Source organism: Microbacterium sp. GXF6406, from assembly GCF_054798215.1.
Genome location: NZ_JBSJZH010000012.1, coordinates 1 through 22691, shown reverse-complemented (window position 1 = coordinate 22691; position 22691 = coordinate 1). Strand labels below are relative to the sequence as shown.

The window sequence follows — 22691 nt, the reverse complement described above, 5'->3', positions numbered from 1 at the left end:
GGTGACCTCGTACCTTCTCGCCGGCGGTGGCACCGCCGGCCACGTGAACCCTCTGCTCGCCGTCGCCGATGGGCTTCGTGCCCGCGACCCCGAGGCGGACGTGCTCGTCCTGGGAACGAAGGAAGGACTGGAAGCGCGTCTGGTGCCCGAGCGCGGCTATGAGCTGCTGATCGTCGACAAGGTGCCGTTCCCGCGCCGGCCGAACCGCCAGGCGCTGGCCTTCCCCGCTCGTTTCCGTCGTGCGATCGCGCAGGTCCGCGGGCACATCCGCCGCCACCGGATCGATGTCGTCGTCGGTTTCGGTGGTTATGCCTCCGCGCCGGCGTACATCGCTGCGCGCCGTGAGGGCGTGCCCTACGTGGTGCACGAGGCCAACGCGAAGCCCGGCTTGGCGAACCGACTCGGTGCGCGGCGTGCAGCCGGACTCGGCGTGGCCTTCGACGGGACCCCGCTCTCCGGCGCCGAGGTCGTCGGGATGCCCCTGCGCCGTGAGATCGTGGAGCTCGACCGGGTCGCGACCCGCGCGGAGGCGGCCGAGCACTTCGGTCTGGACGCCGAGCGCCCGGTCCTCCTGGTCTTCGGCGGCTCCCTGGGAGCGCAGCGCCTGAACGAGGCTCTGGCTGGCTCCTGGGCGGATGTCATTGCCGCCGGCTGGCAGCTGCTGCACGTCACGGGCGAGCGGAGCGAGCTCTCCGATCCCGAGGTGCCCGGTTATGCGCTTCGCCGCTATGTCGATCGCATGGATCTCGCGTTCTCCCTGTCCGATCTCATCGTCTCCCGCGCCGGATCCGCGACCGTCAGCGAGATCAGCGCGCTCGGCATCCCCGCCGTGTACGTTCCCTATGCGGTGGGCAACGGCGAGCAGAAGCTGAATGCGGCCTCCGCCGTGTCCGCGGGAGCCGCGATCCTCATCGAGGACGCCGGCCTCACCGGTGACAGCATCCGAGATCAGGTGATCCCACTGCTGAACGACCGAGAGCGCATCGCCGCGATGGCGAAGGCGGCCGAGGGCGTCGGCACGCGCACCGGCACCGAGAACATGATCGGATTGATCGACCGGGCCGTGGCGCGCTGAGCCTTATCCACAGCCCGGCGTGCCCCGAACCCCCGATCAGGGGCGCGAATTAGAATGAATGCGACATGATCAGACCTGACCTCTCCCTCCCGATCCCGGAGTCCATCACCGCCGCGCACTTCATCGGCATCGGCGGATCCGGCATGAGCGGACTCGCCCAGATGTTCCTCGACGCGGGCATCCGCGTCTCCGGCTCCGACCGCTCCGACAGTGACGCGCTCCGTGCGCTGGAGGCCGCGGGGGCGACCGTCCACGTCGGACACGACGCCGCTCACCTCGGTGAGGCCGATACCGTCGTCCACACCGGAGCGATCTGGCCGGAGAACCCCGAGTTCGTCACGGCGAAGGAGCGCGGCCTGCACGTGATCCACCGCTCGCAGGCGCTGCACTGGCTGATCGGCCGGCGCCGCCTGGTCTCGATCGCGGGGGCCCACGGCAAGACGACCTCGACGGGCATGCTCGTCACATCGCTGCAGGCCCTGGGCGCAGACCCCAACTTCGTCAACGGCGGCGTCATCGAGCAGCTGGGCGCCTCGAGCGCATCGGGCGCCGATGAGCTGTTCGTCGTCGAAGCCGATGAGTCGGATGGCACATTCCTCCTCTACGACACGGCGATCGCCCTGATCACCAATGTCGATCCCGACCACCTCGACCACTACGGCTCCGACGAGGCCTTCCACGATGCGTTCATCCGATTCGCGGATGCCGCCTCCGAAGCCGTCGTCATCTCCAGCGACGACCCCGGTGCGCTCCGCGTGCTGGCCGGGCTGTCGCACGAGAACGTCACGACCTTCGGTCTGGCCGAGGACGCGGATGTGCGACTGACCGAGATCTCGACCGCCGGTCCCGTCTCGGCGACGATCACGTATCGCGGATCCTCCGAGCGGTTGCAGCTGGCGATCCCCGGCGCGCACAACATCATCAACGCCGCGGGAGCCGTCGCCGTGCTGCTCATGCTCGGCTACGAGCTGGCCGAGTCGGTGCGCGCCGTCGAGGGCTTCGCGGGGACCGTCCGCCGCTTCGAGCTTCACGGAGTGGAGCGCGGGGTCAGCGTCTTCGACGACTACGCGCACCACCCGACCGAGGTCAAGGTCGCGCTCGAAGCAGCGCGCAGCGTGGTCGGCGACGGACGCCTGATCGCGATCCAGCAGCCGCACACCTATTCGCGCACTCAGCACATGTACCGGGAGTTCGCGGAGGTCCTCGAGGCCTATGCCGATCACACGGTGATGCTCGACGTCTACGGCGCCCGGGAAGATCCCGTGCCCGGTGTGACGGGCGAGCTCGTCAGCGGTGCTTTTCAGGATGCTGCCAACGTGCACTACGTCGCCGATTGGCAGGAGGCCGCCGACTACACGGCGACCGTGGCCCGCGAGGGCGATTACGTCATCACTCTCGGCTGCGGCAACGTCTACCTGATCATCCCGCAGGTGCTCGACGCCCTCCGCGGCACCGCCGAGGCCTGAGCATGCGTCGCCCGGCACCGCTGCCGTCGACGGCGGAGCGCGAGGAACCGGCCCCGTGGCGGGGCCCGTCGCGCTCCGGTGCCGGTGAGGAGCAGCCGGATACGCCGGACCCCATCGACATCCGGGATCCGGGAGCAGATGAAGCCTCCGGAGAGGCGGCTCCCGATGCGAGCGTCGAGGATGCTCCGGACGACGAGCGAGTTCTGACGAGCCGTGACGTCTGGCGCGCGGCGCGTGCGCGCCGCAAGACCTTGCGGGCCGAGATCCGCCGGTTCACCCAGAGGTCGAGACGGCGGCGGATGCTGTGGCTGGGCGTGACGGGCGCGATCCTCCTTCTCATCGGGGGCAGCGTCGCCGCCGCTTACAGCCCGCTGTTCGCCGTGCGCCGGATCACGGTGGCGGGGGCATCGACGCTGGATGCCGGGCTCATCGAGTCGGCGCTGTTCGAGCAGATGGGAACGCCGCTCGCCCTCGTCGACGAAAGTGAGATCAAGGCGGCGCTGATGGCCTTCCCGCTGATCGAGAGCTACGCGCTCGAAGCCCGCCCGCCGCACGATCTAACGGTCAGGATCGTGGAGCGCACACCGGTGGGGGTGCTGGAATCGGATGCCGGATTCACCCTCGTCGACGCCGCCGGAGTCGCACTCTCGACGACGCCGGACCGACCGGAGGGGCAGCCGATCCTGAACGTCGTGGGCGGGCCGGGCTCGGATGCCTTCGAGTCCGTCGGCCTCGTGGTGCGGTCCCTGCCCGAGGACGTGCGAGCCGGGGTCGTGGAGGTCGCGGCGAGCACACTGGACGATGTCACGATCACGCTGGACAACGGACTGGTCGTCGTGTGGGGGAGCGCGGAGGAGTCGGTCCTGAAGGCGCAGACCCTGAGCGGCGTGCTCACCGCGAAGCCGGACGCCCGGAGCATCGACGTCTCGTCGCCGCTCGCCCCCGTCGCGGGATGACGAGGAGCCCGGTGATACGCCGACACGCCGTGTCGTTGCACGCGCGCGGGCGGATGGCGCATACCTTCGATCTGAGAGAACGCAATACCGGGAAATACTTTACACCTCTAGTTGAGGTTTAAGGTTCACATTCTTCCAGGCTCGACATATCGGAGGCCGGCCATGAGCCAGAACCAGAACTACCTCGCCGTGATCAAGGTCGTCGGCGTCGGCGGTGGCGGCGTCAACGCCGTCAACCGCATGATCGAGCTCGGCCTGCGAGGCGTCGAGTTCATCGCCGTCAACACCGACGCGCAGGCGCTGCTTATGAGCGACGCCGACGTCAAACTCGATGTGGGCCGTGAGCTCACCCGCGGACTGGGAGCCGGAGCGGATCCCGAGGTCGGCCGTCGCGCCGCAGAGGATCACGCGGAGGAGATCGAGCAGGCGCTCACGGGCGCCGACATGGTCTTCGTGACCGCCGGCGAGGGCGGCGGTACCGGCACCGGAGGCGCGCCGGTCGTGGCGCGCATCGCCAAGTCGATCGGCGCACTGACCATCGGCGTCGTCACGAAGCCGTTCTCCTTCGAGGGGCGTCGTCGTCAGAGCCAGGCGGAGGCGGGTGTCGCCAAGCTCAAGGAAGAGGTCGACACGCTCATCGTCGTCCCGAACGACCGCCTTCTGGAGATCAGCGACCGCGGCATCTCGATGATCGAGGCATTCGCGACCGCCGACCAGGTGCTCCTCGCCGGTGTGCAGGGCATCACCGATCTCATCACCACGCCCGGTCTCATCAACCTCGACTTCGCGGATGTCAAGAGCGTCATGCAGGGCGCAGGATCCGCGCTCATGGGCATCGGCTCCGCTCGGGGAGCGGACCGCGCCATCAAGGCCGCAGAGCTCGCCGTCGAGTCTCCTCTGCTGGAGGCATCCATCGAAGGTGCGCACGGCGTGCTGCTGTCGATCCAGGGTGGATCGAACCTCGGCATCTTCGAGATCCACGACGCCGCCGACCTCGTCAAGGAGGCCGCGCACCCCGAGGCGAACATCATCTTCGGAACAGTTATCGACGACACTCTCGGCGACGAGGTGCGGGTGACGGTCATCGCCGCGGGCTTCGACGGCGGTGAGCCGTCTCTGCGTCTGGACCCGATGGTCGTCTCCCGCCCCGCAGCGGCGACGACGCTCCCCGAGATCACGCTCTCGGACGAGACGACCGCCGAGCCGGCGGTCAGTGAGCCCGAAGAGAACCAGCCCGCGCCGCGCATCGCGACGACGAGCCTGGAACCGGCGTTCTCGGACGACGACATCGACATCCCGGAATTCCTGAAGTAAACAGGGGTACAGGAGACGCAGTGACTGACCTCGGCACGCGGCTGTCCGCGATCGATGCTCTGATCGCGGAAGCCGCGCGCACGAACGGGCGCGACCCCGGGGAGATCACCCGGATCGTCGTCACGAAGTTCCATCCTTATTCGGTCGTTCGTGATCTTCACGATCTCGGCGTTCGCGATGTCGGGGAGAATCGGCAGCAGGAGCTGACGGAGAAGACCGCGGAACCGCCGCTGGATGGTTTGCGCTGGCACTTCATCGGCCAGGCGCAGACCAAGAAGGCGGGCGCGATCCGGCGATCCGCCCAGGCCGTTCACTCGGTCGATCGGGAGAAGCTCGCTGATGCGTTGCATCGCGCGGCCGTCGACGACGACCGGCTGGATGTCCTCGTGCAGATCAACCTCACGCAGGATGCCGGTCGGGGCGGAGTCGTACCAGACGAGGCGCAGAGACTCGCCGAATACGTCCTCGGGCTCCCGTCTTTGCGCCTGCGCGGCGTCATGGGAGTTGCGCCGCTCGATGAGGAGCCGGCTTCGGCCTTCGCCCGATTGCGCGAGATCTCCGACGGCATCCGCTCTCTCGAGTCCGGGGCGACATGGATATCCGCGGGCATGACCGGCGACTTCGCCGAGGCGATCGCCGCGGGTGCGACACACCTGCGCATCGGTTCCGCAATAACAGGACCCCGGCCCGACCGGGGATAACCTCGAAACAGTTCAGCCCACGTCGAACACGGAGGACACGATGGGAAATCCGCTCAAGAAGACCATGGTCTACCTCGGTCTCGCCGATGAAGAAGAAGCCTACGAGGAGCAGCTCGCCGCTGAGCCGGTTCGCACTTCGCGAGAGCGGGAGAGCGTGCGCGAGCCCGCGGCACGCGAACAGGACGAGCCGGCTCCGGCGCCGGTCACGCCGTTGCGTCGCCCCGTCGCGATCCGCCAGCCCGCGGCCGGCGCCGTCAACGAGATCCTCACGGTGCACCCCAAGCAGTACCGCGACGCTCAGCTGATCGCGGAGAGCTTCCGCGAGGGCGTTCCCGTCATCATCAACCTCTCGCAGATGTCGGATGCCGACGCGCGTCGTCTCATCGACTTCGCCAGCGGTCTGTCGATCGGTCTCTACGGGCGAATCGAGCGCGTGACGAGCAAGGTGTTCCTGCTCTCGCCCGAGAACATCGCCGTCTCCGGTCAGAGCGGCATCACGAACGCGGATCCGGAGTCTGCGGGCTTCGACCATTCCTGAGCTGTGGGGACTCTGATCTCAGCGATCGCCTCGATCGTTCATCTTCTGCTGCTCCTCTACCTGTTCACGCTGTTCGGACGCCTCATCCTCGAATACATCCCGCTGTTCAATCGCGGTTGGCGTCCGAAGGGCGCAGGCCTTGTCGCCGCAGAGGTCGTCTACACGGTGACGGACCCACCGATCAAGCTGTTCCGGCGGTTCATTCCTCCGTTGCGCCTCGGAACGCTGTCGCTGGACTTCGGATTCACGTTCACAATGCTCGCCGTGCTGATCCTCATGTCGATCGTGCGCGCGTTCATCTGATAGCGTCTCCGACACCCCTGGCGCGATCGACATCGCGCCGCTTGCGAGCGAGGACTATGCTTGCTCCAAGGTGCGCGCCCCGGGTACGCGCCGCATCAATACCGAGCCATACTTCAGTCACTGGCAACAGAACTCATCGAAAGAGGAGCCGAGAAATGGCACTTTCCCCGGATGACGTCGTCACCAAGCAGTTCCAGCACGTTCGATTCAAGGACGGCTTCGACCCGGACGAGGTCGATGACTTCCTCGACGAGATCGTCGTCGAATGGCGCAAGGCCCTCGAAGAGAACGCAGAGCTGAAGGCAAAGCTCGCCTCTTACGAGTCTGGTCAGGCGGCTCCGGCCGCAGCAGCGCCCGTGCAGGCGGCTCCGGTCGCCGCGAGCGCTGATGGAGCGTCCTCCTCCACGGCAGGCATCATCGAGCTGGCTCAGCGCCTGCACGACGAGCACGTCGCCGAGGGTGAGATGAAGAAGAACCAGCTCATCTCCGAAGCGAGCATCGAGGTCGAGCGCATCCGCACCGACGCGCAGATGCAGCAGCGCGAGGAGATGAACCGCTTCGAACGCGAGCGCAATGCACTCGAGGCCCGCATCAGCGAGCTGCGCAACTTCGAGCGCGACTACCGCACTCAGCTGCGCGGCTACATCGAGGGCCAGCTCCGCGACCTCGACGAGAAGGCGAACGTCACCGACTCGACGTCGGTCTCCGCTATCGGTCTGTAAGGCGTCCTCTTGCCAGGACGTCGTCCCTTTCGTCGGTCGGCGGCCGGCATCACCGTCGCGATTCTCGCGATCGTGGTGCTGGCCGCCGATCAGTTCGTGAAGCATCTCACCATCACGCATCTGCCGCTCCACGAGGTCGTGCCCGTCCTCGGCGAGTTTTTCCAGCTGTACTACATCCGCAATTCGGGGGCAGCCTTCTCCCTCGGCAGTAACGTCACGTGGATCTTCACGATCGCTCTGACGCTGGTCGCTGCGGCGATCATCTGGAAGGCCTTCGCGCTGAGCTCGCGTCGGTGGGCCGTGGTTCTCGGCCTCCTCCTCGGCGGTGTGCTCGGCAATCTCACTGATCGTCTCTTCCGCGAGCCCGGATTCGCGGTCGGCCACGTCGTCGACATGATCTCGATGCCGTGGATGATGCCGGCGATCTTCAACGTCGCGGACATCTTCATCGTCTGCGGCATGATCGCCGTCGCGCTCCTCGTCGTTCTCGGCATCCGATTCGACGGCACGCGCGAGAAGGACGACGCGGCCCAGGATGCCGTCTCACCCGTCGGCGGAGAGCAGGAAGTCTGATGGAATCCCGGTCTCTCCCCGTTCCGGACGGGCTGGAAGGCGCACGCGTCGACGCTGCTCTGGCGAAGATGCTCGGATTCTCGCGCACGTTCGCAGCTGAGGTAGCGGAAGCCGGAGGAGTGAGCCTCGACGGCGCCGTGCTCGGCAAATCCGACCGGCTCCGGGCCGGCGGCTGGCTGATGGTCGAGTGGGCGCCGAAGGAGGAGCCGAAGATCATTCCGGTCGTCGTTCCCGAGCTCGGGATCGTTCACGATGATGACGACATCGTGGTGATCGATAAGCCGACCGGCGTCGCCGCCCATCCCTCGCAGGGCTGGGAGGGCCCGACCGTTCTCGGCGCTCTCGCCGGCGCTGGTTTCCGCATCGCGACCAGCGGTGCGGCCGAGCGCGCGGGCATCGTGCACCGTCTCGACGTGGGCACGAGCGGGCTCATGGTCGTCGCCAAGACCGAGTCCGCGTATTCGGCGCTCAAGCACGCTTTCAAGGTGCGCACGGTCGAGAAGATATACCACGCTGTGGTCCAGGGGCATCCCGACCCCCTGGCGGGAACGATCGACGCGCCGATCGGTCGGCACCCGAACCATTCCTGGAAGTTCGCGGTCACCCCGGACGGCAAGGATTCCGTCACGCACTACGAGACGCTCGAGGCGTTCCCCGGGGCGTCGCTGCTGGAGATCCACCTCGAGACCGGCCGCACGCACCAGATCCGAGTCCACATGTCGGCGCACCGGCATCCCTGCGTGGGCGACCCGCTGTACGGCGCGGACCCGACGATGTCGGAACGTCTGGGCCTGACCCGTCAGTGGCTCCACGCACACAAGCTGGCCTTCACGCATCCCGGAACGGGGGAGTGGGTCGAGTTCGAATCGGCCTACCCCGCCGACTTCGTGCACGCGTTGGAGATCCTCCGCGGCGAATAGTCGTTCGGACCCGCGCGAGTCCATACCAAAATTCCAATGTCCTCGCGCCGACGTAGACTCGACTCGTGGCATCCGACTCCTTCGTTCACCTGCACGTGCACAGCGAGTACTCGATGCTCGACGGTGCGGCCAAGATCCAGGCGATGACGAAGGCGGCGGCCGATTACGGCATGCCCGCCATCGCCGTCACCGACCACGGCAACACCTTCGCGGCCTTCGAGTTCTACAACGCCGCGAACAACGCCGGAGTGAAGCCGATCATCGGCCTCGAGGCGTACGTGACTCCGGGCACCCACCGCAGCGACAAGACCCGTGTGCAGTGGGGAACGGCCGATCAGAAGCGCGACGACGTCTCCGGCTCGGGCGCCTACACCCACATGACGATGTGGAGCCAGTCGACCGAGGGCATGCACAACCTCTTCCGACTGAGCTCGCTCTCGAGCATCGAGGGCTATTACTTCAAGCCGCGCATGGACCGCGAGATCCTGCAGAAGTACAGCAAGGGCCTGATCGCGACGACCGGTTGCCCCTCGGGCGAGATCCAGACCCGTCTGCGTCTCGGGCAGTACGACGCTGCGCGCGAGGCAGCAGCGGAGTTCCAGGACATCTTCGGCAAGGAGAACTATTTCGCCGAGATCATGGATCACGGCCTCTCCATCGAGCGGCGCATCATGAGCGATCTGCTGCGCCTGGCGAAGGATCTCGGCATCCCTCTGGTCGGCACGAACGACTCGCACTACACGCACCAGCACGAGGCCGATGCGCACGAGGCGCTGCTGTGCGTGCAATCGGGCTCCACCCTCGACGACCCCAACCGCTTCAAATTCGACGGCGACGGCTACTACATCAAGCCCGCCGCCGAGATGCGCCAGCTCTTCCGGGATCACCCCGAGGCCTGCGACAACACGCTGCTCATCGCCGAGCGCTGCCAGGTCGAGTTCAACACCTCTGCGAACTACATGCCGCGCTTCCCGGTTCCCGAGGGCGAGACGGAGGACAGCTGGCTGATCAAGGAGGTCGAGGCGGGACTGCACTACCGGTACCCGAACGGCATCCCCGACAAGGTCCGCAAGCAGGCCGAGTACGAGACCGGCATCATCCTGCAGATGGGGTTCCCCGGCTACTTCCTCGTCGTCGCAGACTTCATCAACTGGGCCAAGGACAACGGCATCCGCGTCGGTCCCGGCCGTGGCTCCGGCGCCGGTTCCATGGTCGCCTACGCGATGAAGATCACCGACCTCGACCCGCTCGAGCACGGCCTGATCTTCGAGCGGTTCCTGAACCCCGACCGCGTCTCCATGCCCGACTTCGACGTCGACTTCGATGACCGGCGCCGTGGCGAGGTCATCGACTACGTCACGGCCAAGTACGGCGATGAGCGCGTTGCGCAGATCGTCACATACGGAACCATCAAGTCGAAGCAGGCTCTGAAAGACGCCGGGCGCGTGCTCGGCTTCCCGTTCAGCATGGGCGATCGCCTCACGAAGGCCATGCCTCCTGCCGTCATGGGCAAGGACATGCCGCTGACGGGAATGTTCGACACGGCGCACCCCCGCTACAAGGAGGCCAGCGAGTTCCGCGCGCTGATCGAGACCGATCCCGAGGCGAAGACGGTCTTCGACCGGGCGCTCGGGCTCGAGGGGCTGAAGCGCCAGTGGGGTGTGCACGCCGCCGGCGTCATCATGTCGAGCGAGCCGATCATCGACATCATCCCGATCATGAAGCGCGAGCAGGACGGCCAGATCGTCACGCAGTTCGACTACCCGTCCTGTGAGTCGCTCGGTCTGATCAAGATGGACTTCCTGGGGCTGCGCAACCTCACGATCATCTCGGATGCCCTCGACAACATCCGCACCAACCGCGGTGAGGAAGTCGATCTCGAGCACCTCGAGCTCGACGACAAGCCCGCCTACGAACTGCTCACCCGCGGAGACACGCTGGGCGTATTCCAGCTCGACGGCGGGCCGATGCGATCGCTGCTGCGCTTGATGAAGCCCGACAACTTCGAGGACGTCTCGGCCGTCATCGCGCTGTACCGACCGGGTCCGATGGGTGCGAACTCGCACACCAACTACGCCCTGCGCAAGAACGGGCTGCAGCCGGTGACCCCGATCCACCCCGAGCTCGAGGAGCCCCTCAAGGACATCCTCGACATCAGCTACGGCCTGATCATCTATCAGGAGCAGGTCATGGCGATCGCGCAGAAGGTCGCCGGCTTCAGCCTCGGCCAGGCCGACATCCTGCGCCGCGCGATGGGCAAGAAGAAGAAGTCCGAGCTCGATAAGCAGTACGAGGGCTTCGCGGGCGGCATGAAGGAGCGCGGCTTCGGCGAAGCCGCGATCAAGGCGCTGTGGGACATCCTCCTTCCGTTCTCCGACTATGCCTTCAATAAGGCGCACTCCGCCGCCTACGGTCTCGTCTCCTATTGGACCGCGTATCTGAAGGCACATTATCCGGCCGAGTACATGGCGGCGCTGTTGACGAGCGTCGGCGATTCGAAGGACAAGATGGCGCTCTACCTCAACGAGTGCCGTCGCATGGGCATCAAGGTCCTCCCGCCCGACGTCAGCCAGTCGATCAACTTCTTCGCAGCAGTCGGAGAGGACATCCGCTTCGGGCTCGGTGCCGTGCGCAACGTCGGCTCGAACGTCGTCGACGGGATCATCGAGGCGCGCAGGGACGAGAGGTTCACGTCGTTCCATGACTTCCTCAAGAAGGTTCCGCTGCACGTCTCGAACAAGCGCACGATCGAGTCGCTGATCAAGGCGGGAGCGTTCGACTCGATGGGTGATTCGCGTCGTGCGCTGATGGAGATCCATGAGGATGCCGTGGATGCGGCCGTCGGCCAGAAGCGCAACGAGGCGCAGGGAGCCATCGGGTTCGACTTCGACAGCCTCTACGACGAGACCGAAGAGGCGCCACCGGCGAAGGTCCCAGACCGTCCCGAGTGGATCAAGAAGGACAAACTCGCCTTCGAGCGGGAGATGCTCGGCCTGTACGTCTCCGATCACCCTCTGGCAGGGCTCGAGGTCGCCCTCGCCAAGCATGCATCGATCTCGATCCACAACCTGCTCGCCTCGGAAGACCTGCAGGACGGCGACCAGGTGACGGTCGCGGGCCTGGTGACGAGCGTCCAGCACCGCGTTGCGAAGGCCAGCGGGAACCCGTACGGCATGATCACGGTCGAGGACTTCAATGGTGAGATCACGGTCATGTTCATGGGCAAGACTTACACCGAGTTCCAGCACACGCTGCAGCAGGATGCGATCCTCGCCGTGCGCGGACGCGTGTCCCGGCGCGATGACGGAATGAATCTGCACGCGCAGTCGGCGTTCGCTCCGGATGTCGGATCCTTCGACGCCTCGGGGCCGCTGGCCCTCGTGCTCGCGGAACAGCGTGCGACCGAGCGCGTCATGCACGACCTCGCGGAGGTGCTGCGCCGGCACAGCGGCGAGACGGAGGTCATGCTGCGCGTGCACCGCGGTGCCACGGCGAAGGTCTTCGAAGTGCCGATGCCCGTCACCGTCTCCGCCGACCTGTTCGGCGACCTGAAGTCGCTGCTCGGTCCGACGTGCCTGGGCTGATGGAGCCCTGGCTGTGGATAGAGGCTTTTCGGCACCGTTCACGGGGTAATATCGTGACCCATCGATGCCGGACCCGTCGGCGCACATCAGATCTGAAAGGAAACGTCGTTTCATGAGCACGGATTCTTCCCGCGCAGAGAACGAACCGGTCGACGAATGCGCGGCACCCGTGGTCCGCGAGACGCACGACGAGGCGTTCACCGATGACGACGGTGTGCTCTACGACGACGAAGTCACCCCGGAGTACGGGATCCTCGGATTCACGTTGCGCGAGCTCCTGATCGTCGGATTCTGGCTCGTCGCCTTCGTCGCCTCCTTCTTCCCGCTGCACGGAATGCTGAGCCCCACCTCGATCTGGGGCCAGACGCTTAGCTGGATCCAGCCGATCGGCCTGCCCACGCTCGCGGTCTTCCTGATCGTGCTGCGTCGGTTCTCCCCGGACGGCATCCGGAGGGTCGGTTCTCTCGGCATCGACCAGTTCGCCTCGGCGGTGTTCTCCTTCGGCGCGTTCTACTGGGCGATGATCATCGTCGAGCGCCTGATGATCCGGGACGTTTTCCTGGTGTCGTGGGTCATGGTCGTCGAGTTCCTCGCACTGCTCGCGCTCGTCGCGGTCACCGTCTTCGCCCCGCTGATCCCCGGTTTGCAGGAAGACTTCCGCGGTCGTCTCGTGACGCTGGCCCACCGCAACGCGAATCCCGTTCGACCGGTCATCGCGCGCCCCCGTGCGCCGCGTCCCGTCAAGCCCGTGTCGGCTCCGTCGATCGCACCCACAGAGGACGCACCGCACGATGACTCCTCCAGACCGGACGCCGTCGAGGTCGGCTCGTCCGATGACGATGACGACGACGTCGAGATCGTCGAGGTCAACGACACGGACGACATCATCCGTCTGGGAAGCCTGGAGAGCGTGCCCCTGACAGCACATGCCTCGGCCGGGGCGCTGGGAACTTCCACCGCTGCCGATGACTCCGATCCCGATTACGTCCCCGGTTATGCCCGTCGCCGCCGCTCGACCGCGCTGCCCGCCATTCCCGGTGATGCCGAAGCAGCCCGAGTCGCATCCGGCGATGAAGCCGTCGCCGGCGATGCCGACAAGACCGGCATCATCCCGACCGCTGATTCGCAGCCGTTCTGGGCCCTTGCCGCGACCGAGCGTGATGTCCTCGACGAGAGCGGCGAGAAACTGTTCACGATCGGCCCAGACGCTTGGGCCCTGGTAATTGAGGACCGTGGCGGCGCCTACGTCATCCGGAACGATGACGGCCGCATCGGCTATCTGCACGACATCGAAGACATCACGAAGGGCTGACGTGCGCACCATCGATCTGAGGGGCAAGACCCTCTCCGCCGCAGACATGCTCGCGGCCGTCCCGCGCGCCGCGCAGGCACGCGCCGAGGCGCTCGAGACCGCCGCGCGCATCGTCGAAGACGTGCGCACCGGGGGAGAGTCCGCGCTGCGTGCGCAGGCCGAGCAGTTCGACCGGGTCACCGGCCACGCGATCCGCGTCCCCGCTGAGCACATCGCGGACGCCCTCGCCGCCGTCTCGCTCGAGGTGCGCACGGCCCTCGAAGAGTCCATCGCCCGCGTGCGGCAGGGCTCCGAGGCACAGGTGCCCGCACCGCGGGTCACCGAGATCGGCCCCGGCGCGCGCATCACGCAGCGCTGGCAGCCTGTGAACCGCGTCGGCGTGTACATCCCGGGCGGCAAGGCCCCACTCGCCTCGAGCGTTGTCATGAACGTCGTCCCCGCGCAGGTCGCCGGGGTCACCGAGATCGCACTGGCTTCCCCTCCGCAGCACAGCGAGGACGGCCGCATCCACCCGACGATCCTCGCCGCCGCCGGCCTCCTCGGCGTCACCGAGGTCTACGCGATCGGCGGCGCGGGCGCGATCGGAGCCTTCGCGCACGGCGTCGAGGGCATCGGCCTCGACCCGGTCGACGTCGTCTCCGGCCCTGGCAACAACTACGTCGCATCCGCCAAGCGGGCGGTCGCCGGCGTGGTCGGCACCGACTCCGAGGCGGGCGCGACAGAAATTCTCATCGTCGCGGACGGCGAGGCGGATGCGCGCCTCATCGCCGCCGACCTCATCAGCCAGGCCGAGCACGACGAACAGGCATCCGCAGTGCTCGTCACCGATGACGCAGACCTCGCCGAGCGCGTCGCCGTCGAGGTCGCCGACCTCGCGGCCCGCACGCGACACAGCGAGCGCGTCGGCGTCTCGCTCTCAGGCCCCCAGTCGGCGATCGTGCTTGTCGACGATCGAGCCATGGCGACCGCGTTCAGTAACGCCTACGCTCCGGAGCACCTCGAGCTGCACCTCGTGGACGCGGAGGAGGCGGCATCGGCCTTCACCAGCGCCGGCGCGATCTTCGTCGGCGACCAGACGCCGGTCAGCCTCGGCGACTACATGGCCGGCAGCAACCACGTGCTGCCCACCGGCGGTCAGGCGCGCTACGCACCGGGCCTGGGCGCGTACACGTTCCTGCGCCCGCAGCAGGTGATCAGCTACGATCACGCTGCCCTCGCCGCGGTCCGCGCTGGCGTCGTGGCACTGGCGAACACCGAAGTGCTTCCGGCGCACGGCGACGCGATCGAGGCGCGCTTCGGCGCGTCGGAGGGCTGAGCGACTACGCTGACAGATTATGCACTGCCCGTTCTGCCGCCATTCTGATTCCCGCGTGATCGACTCGCGCACGAGCGATGACGGGCTGTCGATCCGCCGGCGCCGGCAATGCCCGGAGTGTGGCGGTCGGTTCACGACGACAGAGACGGCGAGCCTCAGCGTCATCAAGCGCAGCGGTGTGATGGAGCCGTTCAGCCGGGAGAAGGTCATCTCCGGTGTTCGCAAGGCCTGCCAGGGGCGCCCGGTCACCGAGGCCGACCTCGCGGTCCTCGCGCAGCGGGTGGAGGAGGCGGTGCGCCAGACCGGCGTCTCGCAGCTCGACGCGAACGAGATCGGCCTCGCGATCCTCGGGCCGCTCCGCGATCTCGATGAGGTGGCCTATCTCCGCTTCGCGAGCGTCTACCAGGCGTTCGATTCCCTCGAGGATTTCGAGAGCGCGATCGGAGATCTCCGGGCCGACCACATCGCTGCGCAGCGGGAGAGCGCCGACAGGTAATCTGGCAGGGATGTATCCGCTGCTCTTTCGCGCTGTCCTTTCGCGCTTCGACCCCGAGTCCGCCCATCACGCCGGCATGGCGGTGATCCGTGCGCTCGGGGCGCCCCCGTTCTCATGGATCACCCGCGCGGTCGCCGCGCCCGGCCCCGGTCTCCAGGTGCAGGCGCTCGGCCTCACCTTCGACTCACCATTCGGCGTGGCGGCCGGCTTCGACAAGAACGCCATCGGCGTGCGCGGTCTCGCCGCCCTCGGTTTCGGTCACGTCGAGGTCGGCACGGTGACGGCTATCCCGCAGGAGGGCAACCCGAAGCCGCGTCTGTTCCGTCTGGTCGAGGATCGTGCGGTCATCAACCGGATGGGCTTCAACAACGCCGGCGCGGATGCTGCGGTCCGCCGATTGGAGAAGCTGCGTCGACGACGTCCGAAGACGGTCGTCGGCGTGAATATCGGCAAGAGCCGGGTCGTCGACGTCGAGAACGCGACGGCGGACTACGTGTCCAGTGCCCTCGCCCTCGCGCCGCTGGCCGACTATCTCGCCGTCAACGTCTCCTCGCCGAACACTCCGGGGCTCCGGGGTCTGCAGGCGGTCGAAACTCTTGCACCGCTGCTGCGCGCTGTGAAGATCGCGGCCGATCGGACTCCGCTGCTGGTGAAGATCGCCCCCGACCTGTCGGACGACGAGATCCAGGCGATTGCCCGCATGGCTGTCGCCGAGGGGCTCGACGGCATCATCGCCCACAACACGACGATCTCGCGGGATGGCTTGCGCACAGATGCCGCCACCGTCGAGGCAGCGGGTGCGGGAGGGCTCTCCGGCGCGCCGTTGCGGGAGCGCTCGATGGAGGTTCTTCGCGTCGTCCGCGATGCGGTGCCCTCCGACTTCTGCGTGGTCTCCGTCGGGGGAGTGGAGACGGCATCCGATGTTCGCGAGCGCTTGGACGCCGGCGCCACCCTCGTTCAGGGCTACACGGCCTTCCTGTATCGCGGACCGCTCTGGGCTCGCCAGATCAATCGCGGTCTGCGCCGGCGCTGACTCTGCCGTCGGAACCCAGAACGCCCGCCGACGATGTCGGCGGGCGTTCTGCTGTGCTTCGGCGGATCAGGCGGGATACTCGCCGCGTTTGACCTGCGGTTTGGGCAGACGCATGAAGCGCATCTGCAGCGAGCGCATGGCGGCGTACCAGCCCAGGCCCTTCTCGACTTGGTCGGCGCCGAAACGTGCCCGGGCCTTGCGCTTCACGCGGTTGCCGAGGATGATCATGCCGGCCACCGCGACGAAGATGAAGCACCACAGGCCCACGAACGCATAGGTCGAGAACGTCGGGTCGGGGATGAGGGCGACGAGGATCACGACGACCATGAGAGCCATGACCCACTCCGAGATGTGCCACCCGGCGTCGACGTAGTCGCGCACCCACCGGCGCTGCGGGCCCTTGTCGCGCTGGGGCAGGTACTTGTCCTCACCGGCGGCCATACCGGCCTGAGCGCGTTCGCGCTGCTCGCGCAGCTGCGCCTTGGCCGCTGCGCGAGCCTCCTTTGTGTCGGCGACTAGCGGGCGTCGCCGGGCGGCCTCCTGCTCGGCGCGGCTCGGGGTCGGACGACCCTTGCCGGTGGACGGCGTCTCGGGGGAGTCGTCGTTCGTCGACGGGGTGGAAGTGGACACGGCTCTCCTCAGTGACGGATCAAGTTCGGCCTTAAGATTACTCGCATGACATCTGTGCCGCCCAATGCAGACCCCGCCGTCGAATCCGCCGTCACCGAAGCGGTCGCCCTCGGCGTTCCCGCCGCTCTCTCCGACCTGGGCGATCTCGTCCGGATCCCCGGTATCGCCTGGCCGTCCTTCGATCAGACGCAGCTCGTGCGCAGCGCTGAGCACGTAGCGTCGCTGGCACGCGATACGGGCGTTTTTGACAGCGTGGAGGTGCTGCGCGCAGCCATTCCCGGAACGGATGAGGTGGGGCAGCCGGCCGTCCTCGCAACCCGCGCGGCACGTAACGGAAGGCCGACGATCCTGCTGTACGCGCACCACGACGTCCAGCCTCCCGGTGCGGACGAGCTCTGGGAGACCCCGCCGTTCGAGCCGACGGTCCGTGACGGACGCCTGTACGGCCGCGGAGCTGCCGATGACAAGGCCGGCATCATGGCCCACATCGCGTCGCTGCGTGCTGTCGCCGAGACCCTCGGTGACGACTTCGACCTCGGCGTCTCTATGTTCATCGAGGGCGAGGAGGAATACGGATCGCGATCGTTCGGTCAGTTCCTCAGCGACAACGCTGACGCGCTGCGCGCGGATGCGATCGTCGTCGCGGATTCGGGCAACTGGGACTCCGAGACACCCGGGCTCACGGTCTCCCTCCGAGGCAATGCCCGCTTCACCTTGACCGTGCGCACACTGGCGCACGGATCGCACTCCGGCATGTTCGGCGGCGCGGTCCCGGATGCCATGATGGCGACGATCCGACTGCTTTCCTCCCTGTGGGCTGACGACGGCGCCGTGGCGGTCGCCGGGCTCGCAGAGCGCGACACGCCGACGCCGGAATATTCCGAGGCGACCCTGCGGGATGAGGCCGGCCTGCTTCCTGGGGTCTCGCCCGCAGGCCGCGACAGCATCCTCAGTCGAATCTGGAACAAGCCCTCCGTCACGGTCATCGGCATCGATGCGACCAGCGTCGAAGCGGCATCCAACACCCTCGCGCCCGAGGTGAGCGTCGTCGTCAGCGCCCGCGTCGCACCGGGACAGTCAGGGGAGGAGGCCTACGCAGCCCTGGAGAAGCATCTGCGCGAGCGTGCACCGTTCGGTGCGGAGCTGACGTTCTCCGACGTCGATCTCGGCAACGGTTTCCTCGTGGATACGAGCGGCTGGGCCGTGGGACTCGCGCGCCAGGCGATGGCCGACGGCTACGGCGTCGAACCGGTGGACCTCGGAGTCGGAGGCTCGATCCCCTTCATCGCGGATCTCGTTCACGAGTTCCCGGAGGCGCAGATCCTCGTCACGGGCGTCGAGGACCCCCACTCGCGTGCCCACAGCCCGAACGAATCCCTGCACCTGGATACCTTCCGCCACGCGATCGCGACCGAGGCGCTCCTGCTGACGCGCATGAACGCCCTCATCCGCGACGAGCTCTGAGATCCGGCGCGCACCCGCCCTCGTGCGGGTGCGCGCCGGTAGAATCAGAACAACCATCCGCGGTCATCCGCGGCCTGTCACAAGGAGCGACATGAGCGACACCACACTCACCACGGAGACCGAGAACACCGCGCCCCACGGTGTCACCCTCACGGAGGCCGCGGCCAACAAGGTCAAGACCCTGCTTTCGCAGGAAGGCCGCGATGACCTGCGTCTTCGCGTCGCGGTTCAGCCCGGCGGATGCTCCGGCCTGATCTACCAGCTCTATTTCGACGAGCGCTACCTCGAAGGCGACGAGACCGTCGACTTCGACGGCGTCGAGGTGATCGTCGACAACATGAGCGTTCCCTACCTCGATGGCGCGGCCATCGACTTCAAGGACACGATCTCCGAGCAGGGATTCACCATCGACAACCCCAATGCTGCGGGCAGCTGCGCCTGCGGAGACAGCTTCCACTGAACATCCCCTGTGCCGGACCTGCGTGGTTGGCATGAATCAGGTGTGCGCTTGCCCTAGACTGGTAGGTGCCCTGTCCGCGATCTTGAAAGGTGCATCGTGCCCTCGAAACGCCGCCTTCGTTGGGCCGCCATTCCTACGGGAATTGCGGCAGCTGTGGCCCTGGCGGGATGTACTCCCACCCAGCTCCACGGATTCCTCCCAGGCTTCGTGGAAGACGGCACTGCCGCCACGAACCAGACGGATCGGGTTGCCGATCTGTGGGTGAACTCCTGGATCGTCCTTCTGGGCGTGGGAATCATCACCTGGGTCCTGATGGGTTGGGCCGCCGTCGCATACCGCCGCCGCAAGGGGCAGACCGGACTCCCGGTCCAGATGCGATACAACATGCCCATCGAGATCTTCTACACGGTGATCCCGCTGATCCTCGTGATGGGGATGTTCTTCTTCACTGCGCGTGATCAGGCCGCCATCGAAACCCAGTGGGGCGACGATGCCGATGTCGAGATCACCGCGATCGGCAAGCAGTGGGCGTTCGACTTCATGTACGCCGGCGACAACGACGACCTCTCCGACGCCGTGTGGACCATGGGCATTCAGGCCCAGCCCGACGCCGACGGCAACATCGACCAGGAGCAGCTGCCCACGCTGGTCCTCCCGGTCGATCAGAAGGTCCACATCAGCCTGCAGTCGCGCGACGTCATCCACTCCTTCTGGATCATCGACTTCCTGTACAAGAAGGACATGTACATCGGCAAGGACAACGACTGGTCCTTCATTCCGACGCGCGTCGGCGAGTACGCCGGAAAGTGCGCCGAGCTGTGTGGCGAGTACCACTCGATGATGCTCTTCAACGTCAAGGTCGTCGAGCAGGACGAGTACGACGACTACGTCGCTTCGCTGCGTGATCTCGGCAACACCGGAGACATCTCCAAGGCGTACGACCGTCTCAACAACCTTCCCGGAACTGGTGCTCAGTCCGGATCGGGCTCCGAGGAAGAGGGAGAGTAAGCCTCTATGTCCACGAATTCTGCCAACGGTGATCTCCACGGATCACGCCCCAGTGGCACTCCGGCGCGTCAGGCGGCTCTGCTGAGCTCGTCGCGCACGTCGGAGAAGGGCAACATCTTCGTCAAGTGGATCACTTCCACCGACCACAAGACGATCGGGTACATGTACCTGATCTCCTCGGTCATCTTCTTCCTCCTCGGCGGTGTGATGGCTCTTGTCATCCGCGCTGAGCTCTTCGCTCCGGGAATGCAGATCATCCCGACGAAGGAGCAGTACAACCAGCTGTTCACGATGCACGGCACGATCATGCTGCTGATGTTCGCGACGCCGCTCTTCGCGGGCTTCGCGAACGCGATCCTGCCGCTGCAGCTGGGCGCGCCCGACGTGGCATTCCCGCGTTTGAACGCCTTCGCATTCTGGCTTTTCTCCTTCGGATCGATCATCGCGATCGCCGGATTCCTCACGCCGCAGGGTGCTGCGTCGTTCGGTTGGTTCGCTTACCAGCCGCTCGCAAATGCATCGTTCTCTCCGGGAGTCGGAGGAAACCTCTGGATGGTCGGACTCGGAATGTCCGGATTCGGTACGATCCTCGGCGCCGTGAACTTCATCACGACGATCATCACGATGCGTGCACCGGGCATGACGATGTGGCGCATGCCGATCTTCTCCTGGAACACGCTCGTCACGAGTCTCCTGATCCTCATGGCCTTCCCGGTCCTCGCAGCAGCCATGTTCGCTGCGGCATCCGACCGCATCCTCGGCTCGCACGTCTACGACCCGGCGAATGGTGGCGTCCTGCTCTGGCAGCACCTGTTCTGGTTCTTCGGCCACCCCGAGGTGTACATCATCGCTCTGCCGTTCTTCGGCATCGTTTCCGAGATCTTCCCGGTCTTCAGCCGTAAGCCGATCTTCGGCTACAAGACTCTCGTGTACGCGACGATCGCGATCGCGGCGCTGTCGGTCTCGGTCTGGGCTCACCACATGTACGTCACGGGATCGGTTCTGCTGCCGTTCTTCGCTCTGATGACCATGCTCATCGCAGTTCCGACGGGTGTGAAGATCTTCAACTGGATCGGAACGCTGTGGCGAGGTTCCGTAACGTTCGAGACGCCGATGGTGTTCTCTCTCGGCTTCCTCGTGTCGTTCGTCTTCGGCGGTCTGACCGGTGTCATCCTGGCCGCGCCTCCGCTCGACTTCCACATCAGCGACTCGTACTTCGTGGTCGCCCACTTCCACTACGTCGTCTTCGGCACTGTCGTCTTCGCGATGTTCGCCGGCTTCTACTTCTGGTGGCCGAAGTGGACCGGACGCATGCTCAACGAGCGTCTCGGCTACGTCCACTTCTGGATGCTGTTCATCGGCTTCCACATGACGTTCCTCATCCAGCACTGGCTGGGCGTCGATGGCATGGTCCGCCGTTATGCCGATTACTCGGCTGCTGACGGCTGGACGTGGGGCAACCAGATCTCCACCATCGGATCGATCATCCTCGGCGCCTCCATGATCCCGTTCTTCCTGAACGTCTGGATCACTGCCCGCAAGGCGCCCAAGGTCATGGTCAACGACCCGTGGGGCTACGGCGGTTCGCTCGAGTGGGCGACCAGCTGCCCGCCGCCGCGACACAACTTCACGTCGATCCCGCGCATCCGCAGCGAGCGTCCTGCGTTCGACCTGAACCACCCCGAGGCTGCGGAGCACCCCGTCGCCGCACCGGAACCGGCTCTGGCCGGTGCTAGCGGAGAGGCCAAGTAAGCCATGCGTTCAAACGTCGTCATCTGGTGGATCCTCGCGGTCTTCTTCCTGATCGTCGCCGCCGTCTACACGGTCTGGCACGTCCTCGCCTACCCCGAGCTCGTCGGCGCTGCGCGTGTCGAGTGGGTCGGTACGGTCGCGCTGCTTTTCGGAGCAGTCATGGGCGCGATGGTCGCTGTGTACCTCCAGCGCGTACACAAGTCACAGGGCGGCGAGCTGCCCGAGGACATCCTGACGTCGGACATCGACGACGGTGACCCCGAGGTCGGCGAGTTCGCCCCGTGGTCCTGGTGGCCCATGGTCCTCGCAGCATCTGCAGGTGTGTTCCTCGTCGGCATGGCGGTGGGAACCTTCCTCCTGCCGATCGGGCTCGCGATCTTCGTCATCGCGATCGTCGGCTGGGTCTACGAGTTCTACCGCGGCAACTTCGCCCGCTGACTCTCGCATCAAGAACGCCCCGGACAAGATTGTCCGGGGCGTTCTGCGTTGTGGCGGTGCGGTTCACGGCGGGTCTTTGCGGGGTCGAAGCAGAGTGCACCCTTGTGCAGCACAGGCCCGTATGCAGGTGTGTGGGAGAAGGGGATATACACGGCAGATGCCGGCGAGTTTGACCGTCTGAGGCGGGGACGTCCACAGGGGAGAAGCATCCGCGGGCATACCCTGGCGAGACATCGGCGATGTTGAGTGCTCGATCACCTGGACGACAAGCCAGGACCATGGGATCTGAGCGGTAGTCATTTCGGTACTGCGAGCGATCGAGGCAGAACATCCGCCCTTCGTTGATGGCGCTCATCGAAATTCCCCAGAGTTGCTCATCGGAATTCCTCAGGTCGCGTGGTCAGGTTAGCGCAGGTTCGTGCCGGTTGTGGCGCGGCGGAGTTCGTCTGCGGCGGTGGCGTGGTGGCGGAGTCGGTAGGAGGCTCCGTCGAGGGTGATGACGACGGATCGGTGCAGGAGCCGGTCGAGCATGGCTGCGGCGACGGTGGTGTCGCCGAGGATCTCGCCCCAGGCTCCAACGGGCCGGTTCGTGGTGATCACGATCGAGGTTTTCAGGTAGCGCTGGTTGATG

At 66.2% G+C, this 22691-nt stretch carries 22 protein-coding genes; 20 read left to right on the top strand and 2 right to left on the bottom strand.

Features of this window, described 5'->3' with window-relative positions:
- The first annotated feature begins 1 nt into the window (after nucleotide 1).
- The 15 genes from ACWAUG_RS08520 to ACWAUG_RS08450 all read left to right on the top strand — a co-directional run bounded on the left by ACWAUG_RS08520 (nucleotide 2) and on the right by ACWAUG_RS08450 (nucleotide 16308).
- Nucleotides 2-1075 (top strand): UDP-N-acetylglucosamine--N-acetylmuramyl-(pentapeptide) pyrophosphoryl-undecaprenol N-acetylglucosamine transferase, encoded by a 1074-nt coding sequence (locus ACWAUG_RS08520; protein WP_298039261.1) that lies wholly within the window; start codon nucleotides 2-4, stop codon nucleotides 1073-1075.
- A 65-nt stretch (nucleotides 1076-1140) separates the two neighbouring features.
- Nucleotides 1141-2541: a UDP-N-acetylmuramate--L-alanine ligase gene (gene murC / locus ACWAUG_RS08515; RefSeq protein WP_460802146.1), complete on the top strand. Its 1401-nt coding sequence runs from the start codon at nucleotides 1141-1143 to the stop codon at nucleotides 2539-2541.
- A 2-nt stretch (nucleotides 2542-2543) separates the two neighbouring features.
- Complete coding sequence (locus ACWAUG_RS08510; protein ID WP_298039257.1) at nucleotides 2544-3497, top strand: cell division protein FtsQ/DivIB; 954 nt, start codon at nucleotides 2544-2546, stop codon at nucleotides 3495-3497.
- Nucleotides 3498-3659: 162 nt separating this feature from the next.
- Nucleotides 3660-4811 (top strand): cell division protein FtsZ, encoded by a 1152-nt coding sequence (ftsZ, locus tag ACWAUG_RS08505; RefSeq protein ID WP_460802145.1) that lies wholly within the window; start codon nucleotides 3660-3662, stop codon nucleotides 4809-4811.
- 20 nt (nucleotides 4812-4831) lie between these two features.
- A complete protein-coding gene (locus ACWAUG_RS08500) occupies nucleotides 4832-5512 on the top strand; it encodes a YggS family pyridoxal phosphate-dependent enzyme (RefSeq protein WP_298039023.1) in 681 nt (226 codons plus the stop codon).
- Between the two features lie 40 nt (nucleotides 5513-5552).
- The gene (locus ACWAUG_RS08495; RefSeq protein WP_460802144.1) at nucleotides 5553-6050 is read left to right on the top strand and encodes a cell division protein SepF; all 498 of its coding nucleotides are present in this window, start codon (nucleotides 5553-5555) and stop codon (nucleotides 6048-6050) included.
- 3 nt (nucleotides 6051-6053) lie between these two features.
- A complete protein-coding gene (locus ACWAUG_RS08490) occupies nucleotides 6054-6353 on the top strand; it encodes a YggT family protein (RefSeq protein ID WP_298039028.1) in 300 nt (99 codons plus the stop codon).
- A 155-nt stretch (nucleotides 6354-6508) separates the two neighbouring features.
- Nucleotides 6509-7075 carry a DivIVA domain-containing protein gene (locus ACWAUG_RS08485; protein ID WP_298039030.1) on the top strand — a complete coding sequence of 189 codons (567 nt, stop codon included), beginning with the start codon at nucleotides 6509-6511 and terminating at the stop codon, nucleotides 7073-7075.
- A gap of 69 nt (nucleotides 7076-7144) precedes the next feature.
- Nucleotides 7145-7648, top strand: coding sequence for a signal peptidase II (gene lspA, locus ACWAUG_RS08480; protein WP_298039128.1), 504 nt, complete (start codon nucleotides 7145-7147; stop codon nucleotides 7646-7648).
- Entirely contained in the window at nucleotides 7648-8568 is a 921-nt protein-coding gene (locus ACWAUG_RS08475; RefSeq protein ID WP_298039033.1) for an RluA family pseudouridine synthase, read from the top strand. Before lspA ends, ACWAUG_RS08475 begins: the two co-directional genes overlap by 1 nt.
- 65 nt (nucleotides 8569-8633) lie before the next feature.
- Nucleotides 8634-12152 (top strand): DNA polymerase III subunit alpha, encoded by a 3519-nt coding sequence (gene dnaE, locus ACWAUG_RS08470; protein WP_298039035.1) that lies wholly within the window; start codon nucleotides 8634-8636, stop codon nucleotides 12150-12152.
- Nucleotides 12153-12264: 112 nt separating this feature from the next.
- Entirely contained in the window at nucleotides 12265-13464 is a 1200-nt protein-coding gene (locus ACWAUG_RS08465) for a hypothetical protein (RefSeq protein WP_460802143.1), read from the top strand.
- Nucleotide 13465: 1 nt separating this feature from the next.
- Nucleotides 13466-14779: a histidinol dehydrogenase gene (gene hisD / locus ACWAUG_RS08460; RefSeq protein WP_298039039.1), complete on the top strand. Its 1314-nt coding sequence runs from the start codon at nucleotides 13466-13468 to the stop codon at nucleotides 14777-14779.
- A 19-nt stretch (nucleotides 14780-14798) separates the two neighbouring features.
- The gene (gene nrdR / locus ACWAUG_RS08455) at nucleotides 14799-15275 is read left to right on the top strand and encodes a transcriptional regulator NrdR (protein WP_298039042.1); all 477 of its coding nucleotides are present in this window, start codon (nucleotides 14799-14801) and stop codon (nucleotides 15273-15275) included.
- A 10-nt stretch (nucleotides 15276-15285) separates the two neighbouring features.
- Nucleotides 15286-16308: a quinone-dependent dihydroorotate dehydrogenase gene (locus ACWAUG_RS08450; RefSeq protein WP_298039044.1), complete on the top strand. Its 1023-nt coding sequence runs from the start codon at nucleotides 15286-15288 to the stop codon at nucleotides 16306-16308.
- A gap of 66 nt (nucleotides 16309-16374) precedes the next feature.
- On the opposite strand, the gene ACWAUG_RS08445 is transcribed toward ACWAUG_RS08450, so the two are convergent.
- Nucleotides 16375-16938 (bottom strand): DUF3043 domain-containing protein, encoded by a 564-nt coding sequence (locus ACWAUG_RS08445; RefSeq protein WP_460802142.1) that lies wholly within the window; start codon nucleotides 16936-16938, stop codon nucleotides 16375-16377.
- A gap of 45 nt (nucleotides 16939-16983) precedes the next feature.
- Between ACWAUG_RS08445 and ACWAUG_RS08440 the strand changes: the two genes are divergently transcribed.
- The 5 genes from ACWAUG_RS08440 (at nucleotide 16984) to ctaF (ending at nucleotide 22060) form a co-directional block, all read left to right on the top strand.
- On the top strand, nucleotides 16984-18402 hold the full coding sequence (locus tag ACWAUG_RS08440) for a dipeptidase (protein ID WP_298039050.1): 1419 nt from the start codon (nucleotides 16984-16986) through the stop codon (nucleotides 18400-18402).
- A gap of 91 nt (nucleotides 18403-18493) precedes the next feature.
- Nucleotides 18494-18862, top strand: coding sequence for an iron-sulfur cluster insertion protein ErpA (gene erpA / locus ACWAUG_RS08435; RefSeq protein WP_298039052.1), 369 nt, complete (start codon nucleotides 18494-18496; stop codon nucleotides 18860-18862).
- Nucleotides 18863-18958: 96 nt separating this feature from the next.
- Nucleotides 18959-19870, top strand: coding sequence for an aa3-type cytochrome oxidase subunit II (ctaC, locus tag ACWAUG_RS08430; RefSeq protein WP_298039055.1), 912 nt, complete (start codon nucleotides 18959-18961; stop codon nucleotides 19868-19870).
- Between the two features lie 6 nt (nucleotides 19871-19876).
- The gene (ctaD, locus tag ACWAUG_RS08425; protein ID WP_298039057.1) at nucleotides 19877-21622 is read left to right on the top strand and encodes an aa3-type cytochrome oxidase subunit I; all 1746 of its coding nucleotides are present in this window, start codon (nucleotides 19877-19879) and stop codon (nucleotides 21620-21622) included.
- A 3-nt stretch (nucleotides 21623-21625) separates the two neighbouring features.
- Nucleotides 21626-22060: an aa3-type cytochrome oxidase subunit IV gene (gene ctaF / locus ACWAUG_RS08420; protein ID WP_298039063.1), complete on the top strand. Its 435-nt coding sequence runs from the start codon at nucleotides 21626-21628 to the stop codon at nucleotides 22058-22060.
- Between the two features lie 405 nt (nucleotides 22061-22465).
- Here the strand turns inward: ctaF and ACWAUG_RS08415 are convergent.
- On the bottom strand, nucleotides 22466-22691 hold a 226-nt coding region (locus ACWAUG_RS08415; protein WP_460802140.1), incomplete at its 5' end, for an ATP-binding protein.

What these genes read in the sequence shown, in the direction of transcription:
- murC (WP_460802146.1), top strand. Translation starts at nt 1,141, where the DNA reads ATGATCAGACCTGACCTCTCCCTCCCGATCCCGGAGTCCATCACCGCC.
- ACWAUG_RS08510 (WP_298039257.1), top strand. Translation starts at nt 2,544, where the DNA reads ATGCGTCGCCCGGCACCGCTGCCGTCGACGGCGGAGCGCGAGGAACCG.
- ftsZ (WP_460802145.1), top strand. Translation starts at nt 3,660, where the DNA reads ATGAGCCAGAACCAGAACTACCTCGCCGTGATCAAGGTCGTCGGCGTC.
- ACWAUG_RS08495 (WP_460802144.1), top strand. Translation starts at nt 5,553, where the DNA reads ATGGGAAATCCGCTCAAGAAGACCATGGTCTACCTCGGTCTCGCCGAT.
- ACWAUG_RS08485 (WP_298039030.1), top strand. Translation starts at nt 6,509, where the DNA reads ATGGCACTTTCCCCGGATGACGTCGTCACCAAGCAGTTCCAGCACGTT.
- ACWAUG_RS08475 (WP_298039033.1), top strand. Translation starts at nt 7,648, where the DNA reads ATGGAATCCCGGTCTCTCCCCGTTCCGGACGGGCTGGAAGGCGCACGC.
- ACWAUG_RS08465 (WP_460802143.1), top strand. Translation starts at nt 12,265, where the DNA reads ATGAGCACGGATTCTTCCCGCGCAGAGAACGAACCGGTCGACGAATGC.
- nrdR (WP_298039042.1), top strand. Translation starts at nt 14,799, where the DNA reads ATGCACTGCCCGTTCTGCCGCCATTCTGATTCCCGCGTGATCGACTCG.
- ACWAUG_RS08450 (WP_298039044.1), top strand. Translation starts at nt 15,286, where the DNA reads ATGTATCCGCTGCTCTTTCGCGCTGTCCTTTCGCGCTTCGACCCCGAG.
- ACWAUG_RS08440 (WP_298039050.1), top strand. Translation starts at nt 16,984, where the DNA reads ATGACATCTGTGCCGCCCAATGCAGACCCCGCCGTCGAATCCGCCGTC.
- erpA (WP_298039052.1), top strand. Translation starts at nt 18,494, where the DNA reads ATGAGCGACACCACACTCACCACGGAGACCGAGAACACCGCGCCCCAC.
- ctaD (WP_298039057.1), top strand. Translation starts at nt 19,877, where the DNA reads ATGTCCACGAATTCTGCCAACGGTGATCTCCACGGATCACGCCCCAGT.
- ctaF (WP_298039063.1), top strand. Translation starts at nt 21,626, where the DNA reads ATGCGTTCAAACGTCGTCATCTGGTGGATCCTCGCGGTCTTCTTCCTG.